The sequence below is a fragment of the Prevotella rectalis genome (genome assembly GCF_900607215.1).
Lineage (GTDB): Bacteria > Bacteroidota > Bacteroidia > Bacteroidales > Bacteroidaceae > Prevotella > Prevotella brunnea.
The window spans coordinates 38,291-51,240 of sequence record NZ_LR027820.1 but is presented as its reverse complement, the minus strand read 5'-3'; the positions used below and the strand labels follow the sequence as shown (position 1 = coordinate 51,240).

11 protein-coding genes, 1 tRNA gene and 2 pseudogenes (1 of these 14 cut by a window edge) are annotated in these 12,950 nt (G+C 43.5%); 6 read left to right on the top strand and 8 right to left on the bottom strand.

Annotated features, from left to right (window positions below; genetic code table 11):
- Nucleotides 1-527: 527 nt before the first annotated feature.
- The 5 genes from E0E16_RS01175 to xpt form a co-directional block, all read right to left on the bottom strand.
- The gene (locus tag E0E16_RS01175) at nt 528-1,640 is read right to left on the bottom strand and encodes an energy transducer TonB (RefSeq protein WP_130828468.1); all 1,113 of its coding nucleotides are present in this window, start codon (nt 1,638-1,640) and stop codon (nt 528-530) included.
- A 12-nt stretch (nt 1,641-1,652) separates the two neighbouring features.
- Nucleotides 1,653-2,177 carry a DUF4251 domain-containing protein gene (locus E0E16_RS01170; protein ID WP_130828467.1) on the bottom strand — a complete coding sequence of 175 codons (525 nt, stop codon included), beginning with the start codon at nt 2,175-2,177 and terminating at the stop codon, nt 1,653-1,655.
- A gap of 55 nt (nt 2,178-2,232) precedes the next feature.
- Nucleotides 2,233-2,736, bottom strand: coding sequence for a hypothetical protein (locus E0E16_RS01165; RefSeq protein ID WP_130828466.1), 504 nt, complete (start codon nt 2,734-2,736; stop codon nt 2,233-2,235).
- A 105-nt stretch (nt 2,737-2,841) separates the two neighbouring features.
- Nucleotides 2,842-4,185 (bottom strand): nucleobase:cation symporter-2 family protein, encoded by a 1,344-nt coding sequence (locus E0E16_RS01160; protein WP_130828465.1) that lies wholly within the window; start codon nt 4,183-4,185, stop codon nt 2,842-2,844.
- Nucleotides 4,186-4,191: 6 nt separating this feature from the next.
- A complete protein-coding gene (xpt, locus tag E0E16_RS01155) occupies nt 4,192-4,761 on the bottom strand; it encodes a xanthine phosphoribosyltransferase (protein WP_130828464.1) in 570 nt (189 codons plus the stop codon).
- 254 nt (nt 4,762-5,015) lie between these two features.
- On the opposite strand from xpt, the gene E0E16_RS01150 reads away from it, so the two are divergent.
- The gene (locus E0E16_RS01150) at nt 5,016-7,088 is read left to right on the top strand and encodes a TonB-dependent receptor (RefSeq protein ID WP_130828463.1); all 2,073 of its coding nucleotides are present in this window, start codon (nt 5,016-5,018) and stop codon (nt 7,086-7,088) included.
- Between the two features lie 83 nt (nt 7,089-7,171).
- Here E0E16_RS01150 and E0E16_RS01145 read toward each other — a convergent pair whose 3' ends face one another.
- Together E0E16_RS01145 and rsmI are read right to left on the bottom strand one after the other, a co-directional pair.
- Nucleotides 7,172-8,086 (bottom strand): Cbp1 family collagen-binding glycoprotein adhesin, encoded by a 915-nt coding sequence (locus tag E0E16_RS01145; RefSeq protein ID WP_130828462.1) that lies wholly within the window; start codon nt 8,084-8,086, stop codon nt 7,172-7,174.
- A gap of 50 nt (nt 8,087-8,136) precedes the next feature.
- On the bottom strand, nt 8,137-8,850 hold the full coding sequence (rsmI, locus tag E0E16_RS01140) for a 16S rRNA (cytidine(1402)-2'-O)-methyltransferase (protein WP_130828461.1): 714 nt from the start codon (nt 8,848-8,850) through the stop codon (nt 8,137-8,139).
- 286 nt (nt 8,851-9,136) lie between these two features.
- Here rsmI and E0E16_RS01135 point away from each other — a divergent pair, with 286 nt between their 5' ends.
- The 3 genes from E0E16_RS01135 (at nt 9,137) to E0E16_RS01125 (ending at nt 11,110) form a co-directional block, all read left to right on the top strand.
- Entirely contained in the window at nt 9,137-9,739 is a 603-nt protein-coding gene (locus tag E0E16_RS01135) for a thymidine kinase (protein WP_130828460.1), read from the top strand.
- Nucleotides 9,740-9,785: 46 nt separating this feature from the next.
- On the top strand, nt 9,786-10,895 hold the full coding sequence (locus tag E0E16_RS01130) for an AI-2E family transporter (RefSeq protein WP_130828459.1): 1,110 nt from the start codon (nt 9,786-9,788) through the stop codon (nt 10,893-10,895).
- 142 nt (nt 10,896-11,037) lie between these two features.
- Nucleotides 11,038-11,110 (top strand) — tRNA-Lys (locus tag E0E16_RS01125).
- A gap of 317 nt (nt 11,111-11,427) precedes the next feature.
- Here the strand turns inward: E0E16_RS01125 and E0E16_RS01120 are convergent.
- Nucleotides 11,428-11,994 carry a hypothetical protein gene (locus E0E16_RS01120; protein WP_130828458.1) on the bottom strand — a complete coding sequence of 189 codons (567 nt, stop codon included), beginning with the start codon at nt 11,992-11,994 and terminating at the stop codon, nt 11,428-11,430.
- A 109-nt stretch (nt 11,995-12,103) separates the two neighbouring features.
- Here E0E16_RS01120 and E0E16_RS14890 point away from each other — a divergent pair.
- Both E0E16_RS14890 and E0E16_RS01115 read left to right on the top strand, forming a co-directional pair.
- Nucleotides 12,104-12,250, top strand: a pseudogene (locus E0E16_RS14890) (IS982 family transposase); the annotation flags it as partial.
- Between the two features lie 173 nt (nt 12,251-12,423).
- Nucleotides 12,424-12,950 (top strand): annotated as a pseudogene (locus tag E0E16_RS01115) (transposase); its annotated part runs 13 nt beyond the window's last position; the annotation flags it as partial.

Genomic DNA, 12,950 nt, shown 5'->3' with positions numbered 1-12,950 from the left:
TATGAGTTTCTCATAGGCACGGCTGCGCATCTTCTCCAAAGACAATGCGTGTTGGAGGTTCACTATCTTCTGGCGCAATATCTCATTGTCTGTCAAATTCGTTTCTTTATGAGCCATACGATACCTCTGGATTACTTCCGAGGGCAAAGATAACGATTTTGAATCAACGGGCCAACGTTTCAGCCATTGGAACATTGAACCACTAGACACATTCCACTTACGCAATATGGACGCTTGAGAAGCACCGCTAGAATAATAATCGATTAACACTTGCAGCTTGAACGAATACGAAAATTCGCGCGGGGTTTTACGTTTTGTCATAATTTCTTACTTTTTTTATAGTCAGAATTGTGACAAGCTAAATCCGTATAAGACATATTGGAAAACAGACCTGACTTTCTTCAACGAGAAATGCCGAAAGTGCCTGTAAAATTCTTGCCCGAAACCAATGGAACGGTCATTCTTTCGCCTCTCATCCCGATGCAAAGTAATCCCGGCGTTTTCGTATTACTTGCTGTCCTCAAGTTTTATTTCAACATAAACGGATATACCACTCTCGAACGAACCGCTTTCCCGTCAAGAATGGCAGGTTTCCACTTGGGCATTACTCTCAAGGTTGCAATCAAACAATGATTTATCTTTGCGTAAACAGGGGAGAGAATTGTAAAATCGGAAAGGTTTCCTTTCTCATCGACAATAAAACTCACTATGACACGATCGGGCAACACTTCCCCTTCTTCAGACGTATAAGCGAGATTGTCAGCCAAGAAGCCTGTCATTCGTTTGTTTCCTCCGGGAAAGGAAGCCAAAGAGTCGGGCTTCGGCTCTATTCCGTCATTTGGTCCAAGCAGGTGTTCATCATCTAAGGATGCGTCCGCATGGATTTCCGGTGCAGCGTTCAACCACTTCTTAAACTTCTTCGTCAATACGGGCTGAAGCATCTCCATCGTAAGTACGGAATAGCTGTATCGCTCGGTTGAACCTTGAATGGTGAGATAAAGTGCATCGTTTTTCAGATAAAACTCATTAGGAACGGCATCGAGCCATAACTCTCCGGTTTCCATCGGGTCAATCACCATGTATTGCTTTAAGGCTTCTTCAAATACATATCGCCAATCCACATCATTCCAAGTGCGGTACTTATTGAAAACGTCTTCTTGCTCCAATATTTTTTTATTGATGAGGTCGAAAGTGAAATACCGCGATTTGGTGGAAGTAACGGCTGTGGCGTTTCTTTCTTGCGTCCATGCTTGGAAAGAAATATACTTGCCAATTCTGTAATCAAGTATTTTTAAGCGAATGTCTTTATTATGAATTTCCAAGTCATCCTCAACCGGCATGTCATGGATTTCCTCTCCGCTTGCTTGAGTCAAAGTCTGCCAACCCGATGAAAATGATGTCGCTTCGTTCCCAAAAAGGAACGATGTGAGATAACGCTGTAGTTCCTCAACCTTTGAATAATCCACCACTTTCGGCCATTCTGTGTCCAACGCTATTAAGGAAAGTTGATTGCCGTTCCGGAACAGATGTCTCTCTGATTGATAAGCTACGGCATTGCCGGAAGCAATAGTTCCTGTCGCTTGTGGGAAAGCCAAGATGCTTACCAACAGGGACAGGAACAATAATTTTATTTTTCTCATCTTAAGGTACATTTACTCTGTCTTCATTCGAATCGCGTCATTCAACTGCATTTCGCCGAGATATCGAATGAGCTCTCTGTTGGAGGAATTTACTTGCAAATCGGTCTGACCATTTGCATAAACTTCCATGGTAATGGTGCAGTGTTCGATGCCGGAACCGGTCTGCATTTTAATTCTTACGCCTTTTTTTGTTATTTCTTCTTGATATGTTTCCAGCGGAGCGATGAAATGCAAACCCATTCTCCGGTCGAAAGGAACTTGATAAATCCTGCCGAAATAAGGCAGAAACAGCCCGATGGAATCGCCACTTACCTCAATGCCCCATGTGTCCATCAACGCGAAAGACGGACCGCACATAGGATAGACTCTATCGACAAAGATGCGATAGCGACGGTCTCGCAAATGTTTGCTCACCGCCATCGACTTCATTTTTTGCAATTGTTCCTTTGACATGGGGTTTCCGGCAGAGTCGTAAACGGTAGTTACACAGCTAAGAAGCACAACCACACTCAACAATAACAAAGCTATTTTTTTCATATCAGCCTCCTTTCCTGTTTTTATTCCTAAATTTCGATATGCGTCCGACAATCCGCTATTCTATTCTTTCCACTCGTGGGGCTTCCAATTTCTCAACGGTAGGTCCTCCGGGATTTGGCGAATTTTGCTTAGCCGCTGACTTAGCCTGACCGGTCGTTATCACTTCCGTTGCTTGATCGGCAGCCGGTACCGGCACAGGTGGCAGTTTTATCTTCGGCATCTTAATGTCTTGCGATCTGTTCTCATCTTTGCCACCTGATGGTTTGCGAGAGGTTTCTGAAGAAGCTCTCATTCGTGCCTCGTCAGCCTTATCCGCATCGGACTGTAAGTCGGTTTTCCGCATATTCATTCCCGGCCACAGATAGTCTCCCACCACATCAAGTGTATCCTGAGCGGCTTTTCTTTGTTCCTCCACCTCGTTATCCTCCTTGGATATATTTGGTTCTTCTTTGACAACAAAGTTATAGAGCACACCCAACACGAAGAGGACTACCAACCCACACAACACCTTGAAACTCAAAGCATGCGTAAGACCGTGTTTCTTTCTCTTTTCTGCCATAGCTCTTTATTTATATATCTGCGCTAACAATTTCTGTCTTTTGCAAAGATAAACATTAAAACACAAATCGTTAAGGATTATCCCCTAAATCTTATCAAAAAGTCTTTATTCTTTAATACGGATAAAGGCATTGGCGAGAATGGCGGTAAGTCCGCCGGTAGTGATTCCGCTTGAGAAAATATTTTTTATCACATCGGGCATCTGGGTCAAAATGTCGGGAACGAGTTCCACGCTCAGTCCCATGGCAAAGCTTATTGCCATGACAAGTACGGCTTTTCTGTTGATTTCAGTCGCGGCGATAATGCGAATGCCGGCAGCGGCTACGGTTCCAAACATCAATAGCGTCGCACCACCGAGCACGCAGTCGGGAATGAGCGAAAAGAGCTGTCCGACGATGGGAAACAAACCCAACAATACGAGCGCGCTCGCGATAAAATACCCGACATAGCGACTGGCTACTCCCGTAAGCTGTATCATTCCATTGTTTTGCGCGAAGATAGAGTTGGGAAAGCTGTTAAAAACAGCGGCAAGAAACGAGTTGAAACCATCCGCGAGAATACCTCCCTGAGCGCGTTTCATAAACACCGGTCCTTCAACGGGCTCCCCGGAAATCAACGAGTTGGCAGTGATGTCTCCGAAAGCCTCAACTGCTGTCACCAAATAAATCAAACCCAAGCCGATAATGGAACCGATATTGAAATTCAGTCCGTATTTGAAGGGGACAGGAATAATGAAATTTCCGGCTTCACTCAAACGAGAGAAATCCATCATCCCCAAGAAATAGGCGATAAAACAGCCGAGAAGTAACCCCAATACGATGGATGCCATACGCAAAAAACGATTGCCCGACCGATTAAAAAACACGATACTCAACAGAACAAGCAATGCCAAACCTAAATTTTGCATGGAACCAAACGACCCGGCATCCATCGCTGCCTGACCACCTCCACAAGAAGTAATCCCGGCTTTTATCAGACACATACCGATTAACGACACAACGATTCCCGAGACCAAGGGAGTTACAATCTTGCGCATATACGGCAATATTCTGCTGACCACCATTTCCACAACGGCAGCTACCATACAAGCTCCGAAAATATAGCTCAACCCCAATTCCATATTCATCTTTCCATTCACCATTCCTAACATACCGGCGCCAATGATGGGGCTGATAAAAGAAAACGAAGTGCCTTGAATGCACAATAGCCCTGCACCTACAGGACCAATGCGCCGGCATTGAATGAAAGTGGCTATACCGGAAACAAACAATGACATGGAAACAAGAAAACCCGTGGTTTCCAAATCAAACTCCAAAGCAGAGCTGATGATGAGCGGAGGAGTTATGATGGCAACAAAAATAGCCAACAAATGTTGAAACGCGGCAAAGAGCGTTTCTCGAATGGGTGGGCGATCGTTTAGTCCGTAGATGAGTTCTTTTGATTGTTCCATGGAGACCTACATTCTGATTTTTATACGACAATCGTTCAAAGAATCGATAATGGCAAGACTTTCACATCGAATACCGGCTTCTTCAATTGCATCGCGCCCATGCTGAAAAGCCTTTTCAATGATAAAGCCCATACCCACAAGTTCCGCTCCGGCTTGCTGACAAAGGTCGATAATGCCTTTGGCGGCATTGCCGTAAGCAAGAAAATCATCCACAAAAAGCACTTTGTCGTTAGGCGTGAGATAATCTTTGGAGATGCAAACTGTATATTCGCGCTGTTTGGTGAACGAGAAAATGGTAGTGGAAAGCATGCCCGACATGGTGGAAGGTTTCTTTTTCTTGGCAAAAACCACCGGCAAATCCAATAGAAAACCCATCATGATGGCAGGTGCAATCCCACTCGCTTCCACCGTTAGAATTTTATTTATATCGGTGGAGGCATAACGCCGAATAAGCTCCACGGCAACCTGTTTCATCAGATTGGGATCCATCTGGTGATTAATAAACTTGTCAACTTTGAGTATTCCCCCTTCATAGCATTTGCCATCTTTGAGAATGCGGTCAATCAATGCTTTCATTGTGTATATTGTTTTGTTTGTCTCGAGATTTTGAAAATAGCGAAAAAGCTCTCCGTCCGCCTTTTTTCGATTATCAGATTGCAAAAGTAAGAAATATTTTTTAATCAGTTTGCTTCCGCCTGATTTATTTTCCTTTTTGAATAAAACACTCTTTATTCCACAGTTTGTATGATATTTTATGTACTTTTGCACCCCGAAAACCTTTACTTCTCTTTGGATGAAGCGCAAAGGTTGTAAATTAATTTATATTTATTATGTACAAACCAATTTTTAACAAGCGCAACGTGCTGAAGTTTATTCACTTCAACAACCACAGCTATTCGCTCTTTTCCGTCATTGGCAAAGAAGTGATTATTGGTGTACTGAGTGTCGCAACACTCCAACATGCTACTGCCAACAGCATTAGCATCGACACGGATCGTATTGACAACGACACGATGGCAACCGATAGAAATGTGGTGCTGGAAGAGGTGAGCGTTACCGGCACGCGTGCGCCGCTGACCGTGAGCCAGCAAGCGAGAATGGTAACTGTACTGAGTCGTGAGAACATACAAACGGCGCCGGTACAAAGTGTAAACGACCTGTTAAAGTATGCCGTGGGCGTGGATGTGCGCCAGAAAGGACCATTGGGGGCTTTGACCGATGTAGGCATACGAGGTGGTAACTCCGAACAAATAACAGTTCTACTTAACGGTATCAATATCGGAGATGCACAGACGGGACACAATACCTTCGATTTCCCGGTAGATATCAGCGAAATAGAACGCGTTGAGATACTCGAAGGTCCGGCAGGAAGAGTTTATGGCACCTCATCGTTATTGGGTGCGATAAACATTGTTACGAGAACTCCACTAAAAACTTCTCTCTCTACACGTATAGAAGGTGGTTCCTATGGTTATCTTAACGTGGGAGCAAGAGCGAACCTTGCAAAAGACAAATGGAACAACCAAATTTCCGGATCTTATATCCGCAGCGATGGCTATCTACGAAACAAGAAAGGCAGCCTCAACGCTGATTATAACGTAGGAAAAGCTTTCTATCAAGGTAATTACAACGATGAACTGATTACCGTGGACTGGCATGCCGGGTTAAGCGTGAAGAACTTTGGGGCCAATACTTTTTACAGCGTAAAATACGATGACCAATTTGAACACACGTTGAAAACGTTTACTGCCGTGCAAGCTGAAAATAAAAAGGGGGTTTTTCATGTCAAACCATCTATTTATTGGAACAGAAGCATGGACAGATTTGAGCTGTTTCGCAACGCTCCCGATAAATATCCTTTCAATTATCATCGAACTGACGTGTATGGAATCAATCTGAACGCTTATTTTGATTGGAGCTTCGGACGCACGGCATTCGGTGCCGAGATGCGCCATGAGGACTTGATAAGCAGCAATCTCGGAGAAAAGCTCTATCGACCACATCGCATACATGGCACGGATAAGGATTATACAAATGGCTTCAACCGAACAAACATGCAATTTGTGTTGGAACATAACTTAATCTTAAACAGATTTACGCTATCCGCAGGCATTATCGCAGTAAAAAATAGTCAGGCAGACATGAGTATGCGGGTCTATCCGGGCATAGATATCTCTTATCGTTTTGGCGATGCTTGGAAACTATACGCATCATACAATACGTCCTTGCGCATGCCATCATTCACCGAACTCTTCTATTCCGTAGGCGGACATAAAGCAAATAAGCATTTGCGCCCGGAAGAACTTTCGGCATTGGAAACCGGAATAAAGTATAACACAGCTCATATAATAGGTAAGGCAAGCATTTTCTATAATCATCAAAAGAATCTCATTGACTGGATATCTGACGGAACATTGGATGAAAACGGAGCAGTACTTTGGAAAAGCGTAAACTTCGGAAAAATAAACACATTGGGTATAGAGGCTTCCATTGATGTAAATATGCTAAACCTGATACCTTCACAGCATATTATAAAAAAGGTTGGAATAGCTTATAGCTTCCTAAATCAAAACGAGAAAGAACACGAAGGACTTGTGAGCAAGTATGTCTTGGAATATCTGAAAAACAAGTTGTGCGCCAATATGCAGCTCAATCTATGGAAAAGGCTTGATTTGGGACTTAACTACAGATTACAACATCGCATGGGCAGCTACATCGACGTGGATAACAATCGACATTCCTATGCCACATACGGTGTATTGGATGCTCGCCTGAGTTGGAGCAATGAGAAATGGACCGCTTATATGGAAGGCAATAATCTGTTAGATTGTAATTACTTGGATTACGGCAATGTGCCACAACCCGGTATTTGGGCAATCGCCGGTTGTGCCATCACACTATAATCTAAAAAGGCAGGGTAACATGTCAATATAACGACACTACCCTGCCTAACTTTTTGATTCTTACGACAATCTATCTTATATATTTACTTTACTTGCACTACCAAATATTTGCTGGTACTCCAGAACGTCTGCGGATCGGAGATGCGAAGAATGTACTGTCCGGTGGCATCTTTCACAAGCGTATAGCTGCTACCCGGGTGAGCAGTAAGCAGTTTAACACTCTTGCTATACAATTTGATTTCGCTGGTCGAGCGAATGTCGATTTTCGTAAAGTAACTCTTGTTGAAGCTACCCTGTAACACTTTTCCATTGTCAAGGATGCGCTGTTCTTTCAACTCATGTTTTGTTCCGAATACATACCATCCAGTATTCAATTGTTTGTCCTGTGTATTGATAGTCTCGCTCTTCTGCCTTGTCTCGTTTTGCAGATTTTGTTTCTCGCTTTCCAAAGAGTGCTTCTCTGTAGTGAGTTTCTCTTTGTCGGTTTTTAAGTTGCTCACATCCGTATTCAAGCCTGTAATGGTCTCATCCAGTTCTTTAATGTGAATATTCTTCGACTCCAATTCCTTACGCAACTGCCGCAGTTCGCTATCTTTCTGTGCAAGCTGTGCCGTCAGTTGCTTGAGTGTCTTGCGCATTTCCTCACCCTTAAAGCCCGTCTCTTGAAGCTGTTGTTCCAACTTCTTAATGAGTTCGCGATTTTCCTTCATGCGTTTCGCAATGAATTGGATGTTTTCCTTAATCTGCGTAGTTTTATCTGCGCCCTCACCATCCTTTGCCAACGTAACGCGATTCTCTGCTGCGTTGATTTCAGCAAATCCTTGCTGAATCATGTTCAACGTAGCCATCATGTCGTTCACCTCGTTGTCGCGAGCATCAATGATGGCGCGCAGGGAGTCATTTTGGATTTCCGCCGGATTGATGGCAGGTTTCTTGTTTTGATTGCATGAAGCTAATGTCATCATGCCACATACCGCAAAAAATAATAGCTTTTTCATAATCCTTTCAATTTTATGTTTCTATTCTGAAGATATATTCTTCTTCACGTTTATTCTATCGCTTTAATTTTTTGTTTATCTATCTTCTTTTTCTTCTCCTTTCCAGCCAAAACGAGGACAAACTCGCCACGGGGTTCCGTCTGCCTGAAATGAGCCACAACTTCTTTCAGCGTCCCTCTCACGCTTTCCTCATGGAGTTTTGATATCTCTCTGCAACAACTCACCTGCCTGTCCTCTCCAAACACTTCGACAAATTGTTCTAACGTTTTAAGAACTCTGTAAGGCGATTCATAAAAAACCATTGTTCGAGCCTCATCCGCCAAACCATCAAGATGAGTTTGCCTGCCTTTTTTTTGTGGAAGAAAGCCCTCAAAGCAAAACCTATCGCAAGGCAATCCGCTGGAAACCAAAGCCGGTATCAACGCTGTGGCACCGGGCAGAGTTTGCACCGTTATCCCGGCGGCTATAGCCTGTCGGGCAAGCAGAAAGCCAGGATCGCTTATTCCCGGAGTGCCGGCATCTGAAATGAGGGCAACCGTTTCACCTGCTTTCATCCGTTCGACAATTCCTAAAGCCGTAGCATGCTCATTGAACTTATGGTGTGCCATCAGACGGTTTCTTATCTCAAAATGTTTCAACAGAATACCCGAAGTACGAGTATCCTCACAGAGCACGAGGTCTGCCTCTTTCAAGATACGGACAGCACGGAAAGTCATATCTTCCATATTTCCCACCGGCGTTGGCACAAGATATAATATACCCATATATGCTGCAAATGTAAAGTAAATCGATGAAAACTCAAAAAAAATTAGGATTTTTTACATGTACAATCGTTTCGCCACACTTCAATAAAAGAAATGCTAAAAAAAGAAAAGTTGGCACAAAATCACACAGTCTGCCTTTGGAGTAAAACCATTACCAAGTTCTTATCATCACATATATCGGCATTACATTTTACGCAAAATTGAAATTTGAACGAAATAACGACAAAGAACTTTTAACTTTTTGAGTAAAACTATTTATCCATTTTTTTTTATCTTTGCAAATACTATGACTGAAATCGACAATTCAAATGGCGAAAGAAGACGACAAGGTCGCATAGAAGTGATTTGCGGAAGTATGTTCTCGGGCAAAACTGAAGAACTCATCCGACGACTGAAACGCGCGAAATTCGCAAGACAAAGGGTGGAGATTTTTAAACCGGCAATCGACACACGCTACTCGGATGAGGATGTGGTAAGCCACGACCAAAATGCCATTCACTCCACACCGATAGACTCATCGGGCAACATTCTATTGTTGTCGGCAAACATAGAGGTAGTGGGAATCGATGAAGCGCAATTCTTGGACGATGGGCTCATTGATGTGTGCAACCAACTGGCAAACAACGGAACGCGTGTTATCATCGCCGGTCTGGACATGGACTTCAAGGGAGTGCCTTTCGGTCCAATCCCGGCTCTTTGCGCCATAGCCGACGAAGTAACAAAGGTGCATGCCATCTGCGTAAAATGTGGAGCATTGGCTTATGGCAGCCATCGATTGATAGCAAACAATCGTAGGGTAATGCTTGGAGAAAAAGAAGAATACGAACCGTTGTGCAGAAACTGCTACCAACAAGCAATACAAGAAGATAAAAAACGACAAGGAGAATAAAGAAACTAACAAATAATTTCAGAAATAGAAACGAACAGAAAACAATATGCAACAACCCATTACATTCGACAAATTCATAAGATGGACCTTGATAGCCCTTGCCATCATCGCCGCATTCTTCATCGTAAAAACACTTTCCGGAGTTCTACTACCCTTCTTCATCGCGTGGCTCTTCGCTTACCTCCTCCATCCCACAGTAAAGTTTGTGCAATTCAAACTTCATGTACCGACGCGTGCGTTGAGCATCATCGCAACCTTCCTTTTCGTGGTGGCAATCATCGCCGGAATATCCTATTTCATCATACCACCACTGATTGAACAATTCGAGAAATTCATAGCCATTGCCACACACTATCTGCAAAGCACATCCGAAACCAACAGCATTTCGGCAGCCATTCAGGAATGGATAAACGAGCACCAAAAAGATATTGAGAAGTTCCTTAATAGCCAAAACTTTACAAAGGCAATTCAAACAGCCATGCCAAAAGTATTTGCCGTGATAGGACAGACTGCCAGCATTATTCTATCAATCATAGCATCGTTTATTACCCTATTGTATTTATTTTTCATCTTGCTCGACTATGAGAAGCTAACTACCAAATGGATAAAAATCTTCCCAAAGAATGTACGCCCATTCTGGACAGGTCTGGCACAAGACGTGGAACGAGAACTCAACAACTACATACGCGGTCAAGGCATGGTATCGCTCATCATGGGCATCCTCTTCGCTATCGGATTTACCATCATCGGATTCCCCATGGCAATCGGTATGGGCATCCTCATTGGCATCCTCAATCTCGTCCCCTATCTCCACACCTTCGCCCTCATCCCCGCAGCGTTGTTAGCACTGCTAAAAGCCGCAGACACAGGACAGAACTTCTGGCTTGTCCTACTATCTGCCATAGCAGTGTTCATCATCGTACAACTCATCTGCGACATGATTGTAACACCCAAAGTCATGGGTAAAGCCATGGGACTCAATCCGGCTATCCTATTACTCTCACTATCCGTATGGGGAGTGCTTTTAGGATTTATCGGTTTGATTGTGGCACTGCCGTTAACAACCCTGCTCATTGCCTATTGGAAACGATACGTTACCAAAGAAACCGATGAAGACAACGCACCGGAATCTCCATCAACCCCATCCGCCAATTAGGAAACAGCCACGAGCTTAACCGAATAAAAGAGGAAAAAAAGAAGATGTCCTTGCTTAAAATTTTAGAAAAAGACAATAAAAAATTTGGAAATACAAAAAAAAGTCCATACCTTTGCACTCGCTTTCGAAAGGAGAGTAGGAAGATCCGCTAGCTCAGCTGGTAGAGCACAACACTTTTAATGTTGGGGTCATGGGTTCGAGCCCCATGCGGATCACAAACGACAAAAGAGGATTTCAGAAACGAAATCCTCTTTTGTCGTTTTTACCCCCCCCTACTGAGCCACTATTGAGTCGATTTCTCGCACAAATGCATTTTTAACTTGGCTTCAGAAGGCATTGACTTCAAAGCCTTGCCCTCTACTCTGCAAGTGATCCAACCTATGCCCATTTAAATGGCTCATCGTTTCAATGGCATTCTTGATAACGTCCTTTCACGCTAGACATCGGCTTTCAAACGAAATGCACAATGGGAAGTGGGTGACAATGGTGGTTATGTGGTGGATGGAGAGTGGAAATTGAAAAGATAGCACTTTTACCACTCCACCTTCAAATCCTTAAACATGACGGATTCTTTATTCTCTCCATTGAGGACTTCAAAGCGCAACAGTTTGATTTCCTTCACCTTGTCTATATCCACATCATTGAAGATGATTCGACCGTTGGTTGGGGTATCTTTGAATATCCTGACCATCACGTCATTACCAACGGTAAGGTTCTCTGTCCTTTTTCGATCTCCGTACAAATCCACATAGGAGGCTTCATATCCAAAAATAACTATATCCACCAATTCACCTGTTGTAGACATCTGGAAGACTGCCGTAATGGTCTTTTCTGCCTTGTTTCCCTTCAGTGAAATCAACTTGTAGGTTACGCCATTGCTGCCTGGTGCCGTCGTGATGGCCTTGCCAAAGTTCATCGCCTTACGCAGATCGACATTCAGCTGTTCCACCTCGCTCACACGCAGGGAAAGACCATTCAGCTGTTGCTGCTGTGCTTCAGTCTTTTGTTTTAACTCTGCAATCTGACTTTCAAGGGTTTGCTGCGCCATCGCTGAAGCCGACAGCATCAAGGCACCTGCAAAAACTAATAGTTTCTTCATAGATGGGATAGTTATGATAATGATCGTTTTATTCTAACGACAAATTTACAACATTTTTCGTACATACGCGAGTTCGGGATAAGAAAAATTCTTAAAAAGTTGGTAATAGGCTGACCTTGTACATTCACGGCATCGATCAATACATAATTTCATCATGAACTTGTGTTCTGCTCTTACAGCCTATTGTTTCTTTGACAATAAGCCGGAGGCACTGCCGGTACACGTAGAGAAATCAAGGCAATTGAAACTTTTCTAAAGATTTTCTTATCCCGAACTCGCGTTACATTTTCTTTTGACAGCTCTAAAAACTATTTAGTCGTTCCTTGAAAAGTAAATAATCTATTGATTATCAATAAAATAACCTTTCTATTATTTGCATATATCTACAAGCTTTTGTATCTTTGCATAGTAAAATCTTGCAAATCAACAATGTATAAATCTCCATACAACACCCATCAGGTATCAATGTTTTGGGACTTGGCATCCATGCTCAATCCCACCCATCCAATGTATAAACTTGCCAATCTGATAAATTGGGAAACCTTTGAGCGTTCCTTTGCCCCCTTGTACTGTAAGGACAACGGACGCATGGCTAAGCCTATCCGCCTGATGGTCGGTCTTATAGTGCTGAAGCATATTCGCAACGTCTCGGACGAGAGCGTCGTGGAACAGTTCTCGGAGAACGCCTACTACCAGTATTTTTGCGGAATGGAATCCTTCACCATCGCCAAACCTTGCGTACCGACGGAACTCGTGGAGTTCCGCCATCGCATTGGCGAAGCGGGTATGGAGTTGATTCTCAAGGAGAGCATCCGGGCAAATCTGCTGCTTGACGACAAGCGGAAAGAGAATGAAAACAGAAATGACGGCAAGGACGGTCGTGGACGCAAGTCCGACACCGAGCAGACAGCCTTTATCGACTCTACCGTGCAGGAGAAGAACGTCACGTTCCCCAC